The following is a 14,869-nucleotide window of genomic DNA, read 5'->3' as shown; positions in this document are numbered from 1 at the left end:
GGACAGCCAACCGGACTGTCCCCTTGGTGCTTTTCAGAGGAACGTGATGACCACAGTTGAGACAGCGCGGTACCACGCTGCTGTTCGGTGCAGCGCCCCCACCGCGCAGGCCGTGTCCGAGCTGATCGTCGTCGTGCCGGCCCACAACGAGGAACAGCTCATCGGCACGTGTCTGGCTGCGCTACTGGATTCGCAGCGCGCAGCCCATCGCCTCTTCCCGCAACTCACCTGTCGTATCGTCGTGGTTCTCGACGATTGCGAGGACGACACCGGCGTCATTGTGCAGCGGATGGGTATCCGCTCGATCGTGGTGGACCGGCACAGCGTCGGTGCGGCCCGTCGCGCCGGTGTGCGTGCCGCGCTGGCCGATGCCGGCGCACCGCTGCGGCGAATCTGGTTGGCGAGCACCGACGCCGACTGTCGGGTGCCCGCCGGCTGGATGTCCCGATTTGTCGACGCCGCGGCGCACGGCTACCACCTCGTGCTCGGAATGGTCCATCCGTCGGGAGATCTGCCGGCTTCCCGGCTGCACGCCTGGCAGGACCGCCATCCCTACGTCGAAGGGCACCCGCACGTCCACGGTGCGGCGCTGGGCATCCGAGCGGACGTGTATCACGACATCGGCGGGTGGCGCCCGCTACAGACCGGTGAAGACGTGGAGTTGGTCAAGCGCGCCGAACAGCGGCCTTGGATCCGTATCCTGCGTACCGCCCAGGACCCGGTGTGCACCAGTGCCCGGACGGTGGGTCGTGCACCTGCCGGATTCGCCGACTACATGACGAATCTGCCTGAGCTGAGCCGCGACAGATGACAGCCGATCGGCCTGCCGCGGAATCGGGGACCCACGCCCTGGTGCGGCGATGGCTGGACTCTGGTCGCCTCGATGTGCCGTTCCCGGGTTCCGGGGCCACCGCCCAGCGGTGGCATCGGCTGATGAACCTGGCCGAAGAAGATCTCGGCGCGGGGCGTCTCGCCGAAGCCCACACCGATGCGGCGGCCATTCTGCACGAGCTGGGCGAGAAGCCGCCGAATCCGCATGAACTCTGGGGCGTATGGGCAGCGGAATCGTCCACCCTTCGGCTCGTGGCAAAGGCCGTGTCTGACAACGCATTCCGCCTGGAGGGCACCAAGCCGTGGTGCTCAGGTGCGAGCCTGTGCACGCATGCGTTGGTCACCGCGGAGATCGAGAGTGGGCAACGCGCGTTGTTCGCCGTGGCGCTCGACGCCCCGACGGTCACCGCACTTCCGTCGGCCTGGTCGAATATCGGCTTGGCGAGCACCGATACGCGGGCCGTGCAGTTCACCGCGACCCGGGCCGTGCACGTGGGCGCAGCAGGCCGGTATCTCGAGCGTGCCGGCTTCTGGCACGGCGCGATCGGGGTGGCCGCATGTTGGCTGGGAGGCGCGCACGCGGTGGCACGGCCGCTCTATCGATACGCGGTGGAGCGCGCCGAGGATCCGCACCTGCTGGCGCACCTGGGCGCCGTGGATGCCACGCTGGCCGGTGCCGACGCCATGCTGTCCGTGGCGGCAGCCCATGTCGACGCCGACCCGTTCGACCGGACCGACACCGCACGATTGCTTGCCCGGCGCACCCGCGCCGTCATCGAACACGCCGTGGAGGAAGTGATCACCCGCACGGGCAGGGCAATGGGTCCGGAGCCGCTTTGTCACGACAACCTGCACGCCCAGCGCGTGGCCGATCTGGTGATCTACGTACGCCAGAGCCATGCCGAACGGGACCTCGCGGACCTGGGCCGATTGTGCCGACCGCGCAGATGAACGGCGAGTTGGACAATTGTGCGCGCTTTGCCGCCACTCCGCTGGACACCGGAGGCACCGGCACAGCCGCGTGGGCGTCGGCGGATCCGTTGCCCGCCATGGACTTCAGCGGTTGTCGAGCACTGGTCGTGGTGGGGGCTCATCCCGATGACGAAACACTGGGATTCGGGGCAACGTCGGCATATCTCGCCTCGCGGGGGATCGAGGTGCGTGTGGTCTCGGCCAGCGACGGGGATGCTGCCCACCCGGGGGCGTCCACCTCGGAGCGAAGTCGGCTGGCATATGAACGCCGCATCGAACTCGAGGCGGCGATCCGGGTGCTCGGCCTCACGAGCGCGGTCTCGCTGGGCTTGCCCGACGGGCGACTGGCCGACCATGAGAGCGTCCTGACCGGCTTGCTGACCGACATCCTGGCCAACAATCCGGCGGGCACGTGGTGTGCGGCGACCTGGCGCGGCGACGGCCACCCCGACCATGAAGCAGTGGGGCGGGCCGCCGCCACGGCCGCGGCGGCCACCGGCGTCCGCATGCTGGAGTACCCGGTGTGGATGTGGCACTGGGCGAGGCCGGGCGACCCCGCGGTGCCCTGGGATCTCGCCCGCCGCGCCCACCCGCCGAAAGCGTTCGTGGACCGCAAAGCACGGGCTGCACAGTGCTTTAGAAGTCAGTTCGAACCCACGGGGGCAGGATGTCCGCCCGTCCTGCCCGCCGTCGTCCTACGGCGCCTGCTGGCGGTCGGCGAAATGGTTTTCAGTAACCCCGACGCGCCACCCGTCGCTGGAATTTGACGGGTTTGCACATTTGCTCTCAACTGCCGTGGGACTTTGCTCCAAATCGTTCGCGGGTGAGAAGTGCAAGGCCCACAATGGAAACGTGTGGGCCCGCCTTTTTCCTGTATTCGTCGGCGGGTGAAGGTGGCAAAAGCGTTGTCGGATCTGGTCGCCGAATGGCCCTGAAATGGCCCTGAACTTCCCTTCGCCGGCTCTAGACTTGCCCGGTGGCGCGGAGCGGGCTGGAGTCCCCATCGGGACCGAGGATACCTTTCGAGGATCCGCGAGGGACTTTGCTGTCGCGCATGATTGTCGAGTGGTGGCGTACCCCAGTCGATTACGACGCTCAGGTCGACTTCTTCACCAAGCGGGGGTTGACGCGAGCCAATCAGGCGCTGATCGGTGCGAGCGTGATGATGGTCGCGATCGTCTCGACGATCATCCAATTCACCCCGGCTGGCCCCGGAACGTTGCTCTCACGCGTTCTGGCGGCGGGTGTCGCAATCGGTGCCGCGGGGTGGGCGCTGCGGTGGTGGCTGGGTGCCTGGCCGGGCAAGGTCACCTCGCGGGCGTTCATCGTGTGCGCCGATGTGGGAATGGCGATCCTCGCGATCGTCAACACGGATGCATCCGCGGTGGGCTTCGCCGCGACCCTGCTGGCCTTGTTGTCGTTCTATCTGATGTTCTTCGAGGGTCCGAAATTTCTTGCAGTGCATGCGATCTGGGTAATGGGGACGGTGGTGCTGCTGGCTGCCAACGTGATGATCGACACCGGTGGCGACATCGCTCTCGCTGTGGTGAAGGTCATCGTCGGGGTCAGTCTGGCCTGTGTCCCGGTCGCCATCCAGTTCGGGATCTGGACGCTGCAGAACGAGGCGAACGAGTCGTTGATCGACCCGCTCACCGGTCTGCTGAACAGGCGCGGAGTGCGGCTGCATCTACGAAATCTGTTGAATCGTAAAGGCAGTGGTGACGACCACATCGTGGTGATGGTTGTCGATCTGGACCGCTTCAAGGACATCAACGAGGTACACGGCCATGGCGTCGGCGACGAGGTCCTGGTCCGCAGCGCGCGCCGGATCCAATTGGCCGCCGCTCCACAGTCCGTGGTCGCACGGGTGGGCGGAGAGGAGTTCGTCGTCATCGCGGTCTTGGCGGCCGCAGCGGTGGCGCGGGCAGCCGATCTGGTGTGCGCGGCCGTCTACTCCGCCACCGACGCCGTACCGGTCACCGGCAGTGTCGGTGTGGCCAGTACGTCGATCGCCGTATCCAAGGACAAGCCTGCGGTGTCGGCACGGATGTGGGAAGCGCTGTTGGATTGCGCGGACCATGCGATGTTCGACGCCAAGCGGGCCGGGGGTAACAGGTCGGTGCACCTGCCCACGGAACACCGGACCTCGATGGCGCCGACGATGCATCCGTAGTCGTCGACGGCGGTGGTCAAACCCGTTGTCACACAACGTCGAGGATGATCCAGTGCCGCTTCGCGGCGGAAGCGGGTTTGCCAACGGGCCCGGATCTCGCGTTACCGTCGAAGGCATGGATGTACACGCCCTGGCTTTCGAATGGACGGATACCAACAGACACTGGCTCATCGAGGTACCGGTGCGCGTGGTCGTTTACACCGCGGTCGCGCTGCTTCTGCGCTACGCGGCACACCGCATGATCGACCGCGCCAGCGGACAGAATCGCAAGGGTGACGCACCGCCGCAGGGCAAGCCGACACTCCTGGGCAATCTGCGCGGCCGCATGCCCGCCGCGGCGGACCCCAAGACTGCCGAGCGCCGACTTCAGCGGGCGCAGACGATCGGCTCGGTGCTGAAGTCGACCGTCTCGATCGTGCTACTGGTGTGGCTCAGCCTGGCGGTACTCAACGTGCTGGGGGTGAATATCGCGCCGTTCATCGCATCGGCCGGCGTCATCGGGCTGGCCATCGGGTTCGGTGCGCAGAATCTGGTCCGGGATTTCGTCTCGGGCGTCTTCATGCTCTTGGAGGACCAGTACGGGGTAGGCGACACCGTCGACCTGGGTGACGCCACCGGTGAGGTGCAGAGCGTGGGACTGCGCATCACGACGGTGCGCGATATCGACGGCACGCTCTGGTACGTCCGCAACGGTGAGATCGCGCGGGTCGGGAACATGAGCCAGGGGTACGCCGTGGCCCGTATCGAGGTACCCGTCGCCCTGACCGCCGACGTCGAGCGGGCCGAGCAGGTTGCCCTCGACGCCGCCGAGACCGCCCTGCAGGATCCGGCACTCGCAGCGAAGGTGCTGGGCGAACCCAACATGCTCGGAGTGCAGGAATGGTCGCCCGACCTGGTGAAGCTGCGGATGACGATCAAGACGCGGCCGAACGCGCAGTGGGCGGTGCAGCGTCGGCTCCGACGCGAGATTCACCGTGCCTACGACGCACACGACATCGATCTGCCGTATCCGCGCGGACGTGTGCAGGCAGCTGCCGGCGAGTAGGGCGAATGAGGCCTCCTGACCGACGGGCTGGTGTGAACCCATGCCGAGACGGGTATGGACAACCATCGGGTCCTACGTGGGAGTCTCATGCGGTCGGCATTCAGGGAGCAAGTCGGTGCGCTGGGCACCGGCATCGCCGGTCTGTGCGATCTCAGCGGAAGAGCGATGCAACACGCCACCCATGCGCTGCTGAACGCCGACCTGACCGTCGCCGAAGAGGTGCTCGGCCGGCACGAAGAGCTCACCTACCGGTGCGCCCAGGTGGAAACAGATGCGTTCACCATCCTGGCCCTGCAGGCGCCGGTCGCCGGGGATCTGCGCGCCGTTCTCAGCGCACTCAAGAATGTGGCCGATGCCGAACGGATGGGTGTGCTCGCGCTGCACGTGGCCAAGATCGCCCGCCGGCGCCACCCCCGCCCCGCGGTGCCCGACGAGGTCAGCTGCGATGTCGCCGATATGGGCCGCATTGCTGTCCGTATCGGCAACGACGTCACAGACGTGGTGCTGAACAACGACTCCGGCAAGGCAGCGCAGCTGGCCCTGGACGACGAGGCCATGGACGACCTGCATCGCCATCTGTTCACCGTGGTCATTAACCCCGACTGGCCGCACGGTACCGCCGCTGCCGTCGACATCACGCTGCTCAGCCGCTACTTCGAACGCTTTGCCGATCACGCGGTCGACATTGCGGGCCGTGTCATCTACCAGAGCACCGGCGCCCACGCCTGACCGTGCGGATACGGCGACGCCGCCCACGGCGTTCGACTCGGCCGGATGCCGGCGTACCCCCTCCATATGGTCGGTTCGCACCGGTTTGTCCGACATTCTCGGCCGATCCCGGTTAGCCTGCCCGGGATGAAGTCACTACTGGCCTCCTGTGCAGCCGTGGCCGTGGCGCTGGCATCCGCGGCCTGCGGTACGTCCTATGGCACCTCCAGGTCGGAGGCGCCACAGCTTGCCGCGTACCCCGCCGAAACGCCGGGAGGTGCCGCGGTCACCTTGGGCGCAGCCACCGTGTCCGCGCAGGGCATTGTCGACAGCTTCGCCGCCGGCGACTTCGCCGAAGTCTGGGAACACATGGCGCAGGAGGTGCGCCAGGGGATCACGCGCGAGGACTTCGTCGAGTTCTACAGGACGTGCAAGAAGCCGGGTCCGCGTCTGTCCGTCGAGGGACTGCGCATGGAGCCCGACGGCCAGGCCATCGTGCGCGTGATGAATCACGGTGCCGGGGGTTCCCGGTTCATGGTCTACGAGGACGGGGCTTGGAACATGCGGGCCACCGCCGACTTCGCCGCGCACCTCGGGCAGCCCCTCCAACGGATCATCAGCGAAGAGAAGGCCGCCGGTCTCTGCGACAGCTGAGCGTCAGTGCCAGTCCCAGACGGACATGTCGTTGGGCGGGTAGTTCTGGCAGATGTCGGTGGTGTGGGCGGCGACGCCTTTGTTGTTGAAGAACAGTTTGGCCCAGTTGGGCCAGCGCCAGGACATTGAACCAGTGGATGCGGTCTTGGGTGCCTTGTTGGTCGGCGGCGGGTTTGTTGTTGTAGTCGATCATGTAGCGCTCGTAGTAGACGGGTTCGACGTCGCGGGCGGCGGCCATGATCTGTTCGGCTGTGCACGGGGTGCGCAGGATGCGGTTGGGGATGGGGTAGTCGTCGGTGGCATCTGCTGACGCGATACCGGAGGTGGCGAGGGCGCCGACGAGGGCTGCGGTGGCGGCGGCGAGGCGAAGTGTGGTGTGCATGATGGTGTTCCTTCCTAGTGCTGGGCGGCCGCGACCTGGTCGAGGATGACGCGTTGGTCGGGGCAGTAGTAGTTCAGTGCCGAGCCCAGGAACTGCCAGTTCTGCTCGGTGGTGTTGTGGCGGTCCAGACCAGTTTGCCGATCCAGGCGTTGTAGTCCTTCTGCCCGTAGATGCCGTAGGTGTGCAACTCGTGGGCGAAGTTGGTGTCGGGATCGCGGTCATATGCCGGGTCCGCGGCCGCCGGGGCTGCCAATCCCAGTGCTGCACCGACGATCACGGCTGTGACGACAGACTTCACGACGAAACCTCCTCAGACTCCTTGTGGGCGGGCGCCGGCCACGGTGCCGGCAACGGACGCTGACGCACGGACACCGGCCACCAGAACCACTTGCCCAGCAATGCCGCGATCGACGGCGTCATGAACGACCGCACGATCAACGTGTCGAACAACAGTCCCAGGCCGATGGTGGTACCGATCTGTCCGAGGATCACCAGATCGCTGAAGATGAACGACGCCATCGTCGCCGAGAACACCAGACCCGCGGCCGTGACCACCCGGCCGGTACCGGCCATGGACCGGATGATGCCGGTGTTCAGGCCGGCATGCATCTCCTCCTTGAACCGCGACACCAGCAGCAAGTTGTAATCGGCACCCACCGCCAACAACAGGATGATGGCCAGCGGCACCACGATCCAATACAGATGGATCCCTAAGATGTACTGCCACAACAAGACCGACAAGCCGACCGAGGCGCCCAACGACACCGCGACGGTGCCGACGATGACGATCGCGGCGACGATGCTGCGGGTCACGAACATCATGATCAGCAGGATGAGTGCCAGTGCGGCCAGTGCCGAGATCAGCAGGTCGTACTTCATCCCTTCTTGAATGTCCTTGTTGGTGGAGCCGATTCCGGCGACATAGACCTTGGCATCCGACATCGGCGTGGCCTTGAGCGCATCGAACACCGCATCCTTCATGGCGTCGATATGCGGGATCGCCTCGGGAGTGGCGGGATTGCCCTGATGGGTCACGATGAACCTGGCGGCCTTGCCGTCCGGCGAGAGGAACAGCTTGAGTCCGCGCTTGAAATCGGCGTTGTCGAAGGCTTCCGGCGGCAGGTAGAACGAATCGTCGTTCTTGGCGTCATCGAACGCCTGGCCCATCGCGGTGGCGTTCTTCAGCGCTTCATCGCTCTGGGCGTTGGTGCCACCGGTGGTCGCGTAGTTCGACAGGGTGAGATCGCGGTTGCGTTCCTGAATGGCGATCTGGGGCGGCAGCAGCGCGACCAGCTTCGGCTGAAGCGCGTCCAATTTGTCCAGACTTGCGGTGATGTTGCCGAACTTGTCGGACAGCTCCGAGATTCCGTCCAGGGAATCGAACACCGACCGCAACGCCGAGCACATGGGAATGTCGAAGCAGTGCGGTTCCCAGTAGAAGTAATTGCGCAGCGGGCGGAACTGATCGTCGAAATTGGCGAGTTTGTCGCGCAGATCGTTGACCGTTGCCACGGTGTCGTGGAACGCCTGGGTCTGCTCGTGGGTGGCCTCCGCGCTCTGCTGCTGCAGGGTGAGCTGCTGCTTGAGCACGTCGATGGTGTTGTCGATCTCGTTGGCCTGCTTGAGCAGATCGTCGGCCCGGTCCTTCTGATAGCCCAGGTTCATGATCTGGCTGGCGCTGGACGCACTGATCTGGAAGGGGATGGAGCTGTGGGTGATCGGGGTGCCGAGCGGTCGCGTGATGGACTGCACCAGCGCGATTCCCGGAGTGTGCAGGACCGCCTTTGCCGCGCGCTCGAGGATCAACATGTCAGCAGGATTCCGCATATCGTGATCGGTCTCGATCATCAGCAGCTCGGGGTTGATCCGCGCTTCGGTGAAATGCCGTTCGGCGGCTTCCATCCCGATCACCCCGGGTGCGGTACCGGGGATGTACGGGCGGTTGTCGTAGCTGGTCTGATAGCCGGGCAGGGCGAACACCCCGATGAGCGCGATCGCGCCGGTCACCACCAGTATCGGACCCGGCCAGCGCACGATCGCGGCGCCGATCCGGCGCCATCCGCGTGCACGCAGTTGGCCCTTGGGCTCCAACAATCCGAACCGGCTGGCGATCAACAACACGGCGGGCCCCAGTGTCAGCGCGGCGGCCAGGGTCACGAGTACGCCGAGAGCGGCCGGGATACCGAGTGTCTGGAAGTACGGCAGGCGGGTGAACTGCATGCAGGCGACCGCTCCCGCGATCGTCAATCCCGAGCCGACGATGACATGGACAGTGCCCCGGTACATGTCGTAGTAGGCCGGGATCCGCTCCAGCCCGTTACTGCGGGCCTCCTGATAACGGCCGACGACGAAGATCGCGTAGTCGGTGCCCGCCGCGATCGCCAGCAACGTCAGCAGATTCGTCGAGTACGTGGACAGCCCGATGACACCGGAGTGGGCGAGGACGGCCACCACGCCGCGGGCGGCCGCGAGTTCGATGGCCACCATCAGGAGCACGATCACCATCGTCACCACGGAGCGGTAGACGAACAGCAGCATGATGCCGATCACCAGGAAGGTGATGGCGGTGACCTCGTGGGTGCCCTCGCTGCCCACCTCGAAGTTGTCGGTCACCAGCGGTGACGCACCGGTCACATAGGCCTTGATACCGGGCGGCGGCGGTGTGTCGGCGACGATCTTGCGTACCGCGTCGACCGATTCGTTCGACTGCGCCTCGCCCTGGTTTCCGCGGAGGTACACCTGCGTCAGGGCGGCCTTGCCGTCCTTGCTCTGCGAGCCGCCGGCGGTCAGGGGATCACCCCAGAAGTCCTGCACGTGCTCGACGTGCTCGGTGTCCTCCTGGAGCTTCTTGACCAAGCCGTCGTAGAACTTGTGCGCCTCGGGACCCAGCGGCTGGTCGCCCTCCAGCACGATCATTGCCGCACTGTCGGAATCGAATTCGTGGAACACCTGCCCGATGTGCCGCATCGCCAGAATGCCCGGCGCATCGGGTGCGTTGAGCCCCACCGAACGCTCGGCGCCGACGACCTCCAGCTGAGGGGCGATGATGTTGGACACCGCGGCGATGGCGATCCAAATGAACAGGATCGGTACCGACAGCGTCCGGATCAGCCGGGCCGGCAGGGACCCTTCGGTCGGGCCGACCTCGGTCTGATGCTGGCTCATGCTGTCTTGTCCAAGCAGGCGATGTAGCCGTTCACGTTGTTCGAGGACCTTTCGTCCTTGACGATTCCGTTGACGGTGATGCGGCAGCCGATGGTGTCGCCGTCACCTTGTGCGCGCAGATCGGCGTACATCGTCGGGTCGTCGGTGGTCAGCGTCTGTGACCACGGCAGCGGGACATTGTCGACGTGCTGAGGCTGCGCATGAATATCGAGGTAGTTGATGGTGGCCACGGATCCGGGTGAGCCGAACACCTCGAACAACACGTGCTTGGGGTTGTAGCCGGTGTTCTCCAGGGCATCCGATCCGGCCCGGGACACCTCGTTGTCGGAGCCGAACACACCGTGCAATCGGGTGACGGTGAACGCGACCAGAGCGATCACCACGATCGACACGATCGCGATCCACTGCCGCTTTGCCAGCGCAGCCACCGAGAACCCACTCAATCCAAGACCTTTCGCCGCCCCCGCTGGCGATCACACGATGTCACGCTGTGAAATCGCCACGTGAAGCAGAACGGTACGGTACCGTACGATCTGTCGCAACTGCTTGACGTACGCAAAAATTGCTGCTCTAGCTGCGTCAACGTGGTTCAACGTCGCGGCGTGACCGCGATATTCCAAGGGAGGGCGCACGCGATGGTCACCGATCACCAGGACGATGCCTCGAGCTGTCCTTGGAACGAGCGAGAGACCGAGCTGTTGGCCATCACCCTGGAGTTGCTGCAGGAGCACGGGTACGACCGCCTGAGCGTCGAAGCCGTGGCGACCAAGGCCAAGGCCAGTAAGGCCACCATGTACCGGCGCTGGCCGTCCAAGGCTGATCTGGTGCTCGCGGCGTTCATCCAGGGCACCCGGGACACCGCCATCCCGCCGCGCACCGGCTCGCTCCGGGGCGATCTGTTGGAGATCGGGCGGGCGACATGCCAGCAGTCGAAGGAACACATGCGCACCATGCGCGCTGTCCTCAACGAGATGTCGCACAACCCGGGTCTGCAAGATGCGATGCAGGAGAAGTTCGTCCTGCAGCGCAAGATGGTCATCGACGGCGTGCTGGCCGCGGCGGTCAAGCGGGGAGAGATCGACGCGTCGGCGATCAATGAGGAGATCTTCGATCTGTTGCCGGGATACCTGGTGTTCCGGTCATTGGTATCGGATCGGCCGCCGACCGAGGACACGGTCCGCGCGGTGGTCGACGGTGTGTTGCTGCCCAGTCTGATGGGCGCGCGAGGGCACTAGATCCACCACCGGAGCCCTTCCCCCGGCGCATTGGTCCCCGGCGTCGGTGAAATACCTTGTGCGCACCTGTAGTTGCGCGGGAAGCGCGGTGAGTCACCCAGCGCGGGTTGGGTGCTGAGTTTGCGACTTCTGAGTCGGGGTATTCACAGACGGAGACGGTATCGCCTTTTCGTACACCTTGCCCAATTCGAAGGTGAAGGCCTCGACGATATGGTCCCTGCTCGACCGCACTGAGGCTGCGGTAGAACATCGTCGCCTGCGAGAAGTGGTCGTCGAACGAGGCCGGTTGGGCTCGCACGGCCGTGCCGTCGATGACACGCGGCACCTGTACGTAGCCGCCCTCGGACGCATCAGCCGGGTGCGGCTCGTCACCGTCGATGCTGTTGGGATGGTAGGCGGCGACACCGGTGTGAACCGCGCTCTGGTGCATACCGTCGCGAAGCATGTCATTGACCGGGCAGTGCGGCTGGTTGATCGGCAGCTGCGTGAAGTTCGGTCCCCCCAGGCGGGTGAGCTGGGTGTCCAGATAGGAGAACAACCGGGCCTGCATGAGCGGATCGTTGGTGACCTCGACACCCGGCACCAGGTTCCCGGTGTGGAAGGCCACCTGTTCTGTCTCGGCGAAGTAATTGGTGGGGTTCCGGTTCAGCGTCATCTTGCCCACCAGCTGCACCGCTGCCAGTTCCTCGGGCACGAGCTTGGTGGGGTCCAGGAGGTCGATGCCCTCGAAACTGTCCGTACCGGCATCGGGCATCACCTGGATACCGAGCTCGTATTCGAGGAAGGCGCCTGCCTCGATCCCGTCCGCCATGTCACGGCGGTGGAAGTCCGGGTCGCAACCGGCGGCGATCTGCGCCTCCTCCCAGACCAGCGAGTGCACCCCGGCGACCGGCTTCCAGTGAAATTTCACCAGGCTGGTCTCGCCGGACGCGTTCACCAACCGGAAGGTGTGGACACCGAACCCTTCCATCGTCCGGAAGGAACGCGGTATGCCGCGATCGCTCATACTCCAGAACACATGGTGCGTGGCTTCGGTATGCAAGGACACGAAGTCCCAGAACGTATCGTGCGCGGACTGGGCCTGCGGGATCTCGCGGTCCGGTTGCGGTTTGGCCGCGTGGATGATGTCGGGGAACTTGATGCCGTCCTGGATGAAGAACACCGGCATGTTGTTGCCGACCAGATCGAACGTCCCTTCATCGGTGTAGAACTTCACCGCGAACCCACGGGTGTCGCGGACGGTGTCGGCGGAACCGCGCGACCCGAGAACCGTCGAAAACCTGGTGAAAACCTCGGTTTTCGTGCCCTTCTTGCCCAGGAACGCGGCCTTGGTGACCGAGGAGGCGACGCCATAGGACTCGAAGACGCCGTGTGCTGCCGCGCCGCGTGCGTGCACGACCCGCTCCGGGATCCGCTCATGATCGAAGTGGGTGATCTTCTCCCGCAGATGGAAATCCTCGAGCAGCGTCGGGCCCCGGGAACCTGCCTTCAGGGAATGATCGGTATCCGGCAGGCGCAGGCCTTGCGCGGTGGTCAGATGGGTACCTGTTTGAGCGCGGGCATCGTCCGCATCGGACACCCGTCCGTTGACAGCACCGGTGGGTCCGGCATTCGCCGGGGCTTTTTGATCGCGCTTGCGCGGTGGGGGCATGACATCTCCTGAAGGAAACCGGCGTCCTGCGCGCGCTTCTGGCCGGCGGACCGTCCACCTTCGACGGACGGTGGTTTCAGACCGACGGCTACCGGCCGCGGCCGGTGTCGCGATGGCGGGAACGCCCACGAATCTATTCCGGCGGCGAGGATGCCTGCGATGCCTGGTTCATCAACGGCCAGCCGCTGGACCGGGTGGCCGCACTCATCGACGATGTGCGGGCCCGGCCACGTACCGGCGCGCCAGTCGAATTCGGCATGGCCGCCTTCGTCATCGCACGTGAGACGGACGCCGAGGCTGCCGAAGCGTTGGCCTATGCGTGGGAGATCGACAAACGGGACAAGGCCGAGCAGGAATGGATCACCGGGCAGGTGGATCCCGCGGTCGCGATGTTCGAGACCTTTCAGGAGTTCCCGCACATCGGAACCAACGGAGGTACCGCGGCCGGGCTGGTCGGCAGTTATGACACGGTGGCCGCGCGTATCCAGCAGTTCCACGAGGCGGGCGTCGAATTGTTCATGCTCCAGTTCCAGCCGTTCGAGACGGAGATGACGCGCTTCGCCGAACACGTGATCCCGCGGGTTCGCAGCCGGGTTCCGTCCCGGTCGTCGACGTCCTGACCGGACCTCGATTGGTACACGGCAGCGCAGGGTCGTCGGATATGTCTCTATCCGTGGCGCAGTGCCGGGGCATTGGCCACCAACTGCAGACCGAGGACGGCTCGGCCTGAGTTCGATGATTCTGTCGACGGCAGGTGCGTCTACCTGCGGGTAGATGTGCCGACGCGGTCAGTAGTCGTCGTGTTCGGCGAAGGCGCCGTTGAAGAGGAACTGCAGTGTGCTGGGTGCGTTGAATTGCGTTTCGGTGTTGGGTTGGTAGGGCACGTAGGCGTTGTCGGTGACGAGAAACGGTGCGTGGTACCAGCTTCCGCCGTTCTGCTTGGTCGGCGGGTTGGGCAGTCCGCGGCAGTTCGGGCCTCCGGAGGCGTTGACGATCGGCAGGCTCTCCGGGTAGGTGTAGGCGGGTGCGCCGGGGATGAAGTTGGCTGAGGCGAACAGGCCGGGACGGACCCCGCCGATGATTGCCCCGACACTGGGTAATCCCTGGGCGATGCCTTGGAGGAGGCAGCCGAATTCTGGGGAGTAGTCGCTCGCGACGGTCAGCGGGACGCGAAGTCGTCGAATAGCGGCGATGTAGTCGTCGGCGGCCGGGCTCACGGTGGCGGTGGCGTCATTGGCTAGCCCGGTGGTGGCCAGAAGGGTTGCCTCGAGGTTGTCTGCTTGGTCGACGATCGTGGTGTTGAGCGTAGGCAGGTTATCCAGCACGGTGGTGAGATCGGGCGCGGTGTCACCGTAGACCGGGGCCACTGTCGCCGCCGCGGCCACGTCATTGCTCAGTGTCGGCAACTTCGGATTGATCTGGCGCAGATAGGAATTGAGAACTGCGAGGGTAGCGCCGACGCTGTCGCCGTGTCCGCGCATGCCTTCACTTATCGCGGTCAACGTGGCGTTGAGGTTCAGTGGTTCGATCTTCTGCAGCAGGCCGTTGAGGTTCTCGAACAGTGTGTTCGCTTCGAGCTGCACCGACGTTGCGGGCACCGTGGCGCCGGGTCGAAGCCTGCTCGCTGAGGGCGACCGGGGTGGTTGAAATTCGACCGATTTTGCGCCGAATACGGTGGTGCTGCCGATGTGCACCTTCGCGTTGGTGGGAATGAAGGTGATCTGGCGGCTGTCGATCGCAAGTACCAACTGGGCTTGATCGCCTCGGTAGGAGATGGTGCCCACCGTGCCGATCTGGATTCCGCGGTACTTGACCTTGGCCCCGGGTTCCATGACCAAACCCGCTCGCGGCGAGACCACGGTGACCTGCGCGGTCGAGGCGAACGCTGCCGTGTACGACGCGTAGGTGAGCGCGGCGGCTCCAGCGATCAGCACGGCTAAGCACGCGGCGGCCACCCGCACCCGGACCACGTGTCGTCGGTCTTCGTGAGCCATCTGCATGTCCCTTGCGGTTGATTCCTTGCCCTGCGTTCGCCGGTGTTGTTACATTGGCA

General features: G+C 65.2%; 12 protein-coding genes and 3 pseudogenes. 9 read left to right on the top strand and 6 right to left on the bottom strand.

What is annotated here, in order from left to right:
* Positions 1-46: 46 nt before the first annotated feature.
* From H7J86_RS12195 to H7J86_RS12165, 7 genes are all read left to right on the top strand, one after another.
* Positions 47-811 (top strand): glycosyltransferase family 2 protein, encoded by a 765-nt coding sequence (locus H7J86_RS12195; RefSeq protein ID WP_267291215.1) that lies wholly within the window; start codon positions 47-49, stop codon positions 809-811.
* Positions 808-1,782 carry an acyl-CoA dehydrogenase family protein gene (locus H7J86_RS12190; protein ID WP_267291212.1) on the top strand — a complete coding sequence of 325 codons (975 nt, stop codon included), beginning with the start codon at positions 808-810 and terminating at the stop codon, positions 1,780-1,782. The genes H7J86_RS12195 and H7J86_RS12190 overlap by 4 nt, the downstream gene beginning before the upstream one ends.
* Positions 1,779-2,570, top strand: a complete 792-nt coding sequence (locus H7J86_RS12185) for a PIG-L deacetylase family protein (protein WP_267292893.1) — start codon at positions 1,779-1,781, stop codon at positions 2,568-2,570. Before H7J86_RS12190 ends, H7J86_RS12185 begins: the two co-directional genes overlap by 4 nt.
* 287 nt (positions 2,571-2,857) lie before the next feature.
* Positions 2,858-3,976, top strand: a complete 1,119-nt coding sequence (locus tag H7J86_RS12180) for a GGDEF domain-containing protein (RefSeq protein ID WP_267291210.1) — start codon at positions 2,858-2,860, stop codon at positions 3,974-3,976.
* A 115-nt stretch (positions 3,977-4,091) separates the two neighbouring features.
* Positions 4,092-5,021: a mechanosensitive ion channel family protein gene (locus H7J86_RS12175; RefSeq protein WP_267291207.1), complete on the top strand. Its 930-nt coding sequence runs from the start codon at positions 4,092-4,094 to the stop codon at positions 5,019-5,021.
* 87 nt (positions 5,022-5,108) lie between these two features.
* Entirely contained in the window at positions 5,109-5,750 is a 642-nt protein-coding gene (gene phoU / locus H7J86_RS12170) for a phosphate signaling complex protein PhoU (RefSeq protein WP_267291205.1), read from the top strand.
* A gap of 126 nt (positions 5,751-5,876) precedes the next feature.
* Positions 5,877-6,383, top strand: a complete 507-nt coding sequence (locus H7J86_RS12165; protein WP_267291202.1) for a hypothetical protein — start codon at positions 5,877-5,879, stop codon at positions 6,381-6,383.
* Positions 6,384-6,386: 3 nt separating this feature from the next.
* On the opposite strand, the pseudogene H7J86_RS12160 reads toward H7J86_RS12165, so the two are convergent.
* The 4 genes and pseudogenes from H7J86_RS12160 to H7J86_RS12145 all read right to left on the bottom strand — a co-directional run bounded on the left by H7J86_RS12160 (position 6,387) and on the right by H7J86_RS12145 (position 10,373).
* Positions 6,387-6,765, bottom strand: a pseudogene (locus H7J86_RS12160) (DUF5078 domain-containing protein).
* Positions 6,766-6,779: 14 nt separating this feature from the next.
* Positions 6,780-7,063: pseudogene (locus tag H7J86_RS12155) on the bottom strand (DUF732 domain-containing protein).
* Positions 7,060-9,930 (bottom strand): MMPL/RND family transporter, encoded by a 2,871-nt coding sequence (locus H7J86_RS12150; RefSeq protein WP_267291200.1) that lies wholly within the window; start codon positions 9,928-9,930, stop codon positions 7,060-7,062. Before H7J86_RS12150 ends, H7J86_RS12155 begins: the two are co-directional and overlap by 4 nt.
* A complete protein-coding gene (locus H7J86_RS12145; RefSeq protein WP_167155961.1) occupies positions 9,927-10,373 on the bottom strand; it encodes an MmpS family transport accessory protein in 447 nt (148 codons plus the stop codon). Before H7J86_RS12145 ends, H7J86_RS12150 begins: the two co-directional genes overlap by 4 nt.
* 192 nt (positions 10,374-10,565) lie before the next feature.
* Here H7J86_RS12145 and H7J86_RS12140 point away from each other — a divergent pair, with 192 nt between their 5' ends.
* Positions 10,566-11,165, top strand: coding sequence for a TetR/AcrR family transcriptional regulator (locus H7J86_RS12140; RefSeq protein WP_267292891.1), 600 nt, complete (start codon positions 10,566-10,568; stop codon positions 11,163-11,165).
* A gap of 159 nt (positions 11,166-11,324) precedes the next feature.
* Here the strand turns inward: H7J86_RS12140 and H7J86_RS12135 are convergent.
* Positions 11,325-12,816, bottom strand: a pseudogene (locus H7J86_RS12135) (catalase); the annotation flags it as partial.
* An 8-nt stretch (positions 12,817-12,824) separates the two neighbouring features.
* Between H7J86_RS12135 and H7J86_RS12130 the strand changes: the two are divergent.
* The gene (locus H7J86_RS12130; RefSeq protein ID WP_308204849.1) at positions 12,825-13,436 is read left to right on the top strand and encodes an LLM class flavin-dependent oxidoreductase; all 612 of its coding nucleotides are present in this window, start codon (positions 12,825-12,827) and stop codon (positions 13,434-13,436) included.
* A 168-nt stretch (positions 13,437-13,604) separates the two neighbouring features.
* On the opposite strand, the gene H7J86_RS12125 is transcribed toward H7J86_RS12130, so the two are convergent.
* Entirely contained in the window at positions 13,605-14,810 is a 1,206-nt protein-coding gene (locus H7J86_RS12125) for an MCE family protein (protein ID WP_267291198.1), read from the bottom strand.
* Between the last annotated feature and the right edge of the window lie 59 nt (positions 14,811-14,869).

It is taken from the genome of Mycobacterium hackensackense, from assembly GCF_025822555.1.
Lineage (GTDB): Bacteria > Actinomycetota > Actinomycetes > Mycobacteriales > Mycobacteriaceae > Mycobacterium > Mycobacterium fluoranthenivorans.
This window is presented reverse-complemented; position numbering and strand designations above follow the sequence as displayed.

What these genes read in the sequence shown, in the direction of transcription:
- H7J86_RS12185 (WP_267292893.1), top strand. Translation starts at nt 1,779, where the DNA reads ATGAACGGCGAGTTGGACAATTGTGCGCGCTTTGCCGCCACTCCGCTG.
- phoU (WP_267291205.1), top strand. Translation starts at nt 5,109, where the DNA reads ATGCGGTCGGCATTCAGGGAGCAAGTCGGTGCGCTGGGCACCGGCATC.
- H7J86_RS12195 (WP_267291215.1), top strand. Translation starts at nt 47, where the DNA reads ATGACCACAGTTGAGACAGCGCGGTACCACGCTGCTGTTCGGTGCAGC.
- H7J86_RS12150 (WP_267291200.1), bottom strand. Translation starts at nt 9,930, where the DNA reads ATGAGCCAGCATCAGACCGAGGTCGGCCCGACCGAAGGGTCCCTGCCG.
- H7J86_RS12175 (WP_267291207.1), top strand. Translation starts at nt 4,092, where the DNA reads ATGGATGTACACGCCCTGGCTTTCGAATGGACGGATACCAACAGACAC.
- H7J86_RS12140 (WP_267292891.1), top strand. Translation starts at nt 10,566, where the DNA reads ATGGTCACCGATCACCAGGACGATGCCTCGAGCTGTCCTTGGAACGAG.
- H7J86_RS12190 (WP_267291212.1), top strand. Translation starts at nt 808, where the DNA reads ATGACAGCCGATCGGCCTGCCGCGGAATCGGGGACCCACGCCCTGGTG.
- H7J86_RS12180 (WP_267291210.1), top strand. Translation starts at nt 2,858, where the DNA reads ATGATTGTCGAGTGGTGGCGTACCCCAGTCGATTACGACGCTCAGGTC.
- H7J86_RS12125 (WP_267291198.1), bottom strand. Translation starts at nt 14,810, where the DNA reads ATGGCTCACGAAGACCGACGACACGTGGTCCGGGTGCGGGTGGCCGCC.
- H7J86_RS12165 (WP_267291202.1), top strand. Translation starts at nt 5,877, where the DNA reads ATGAAGTCACTACTGGCCTCCTGTGCAGCCGTGGCCGTGGCGCTGGCA.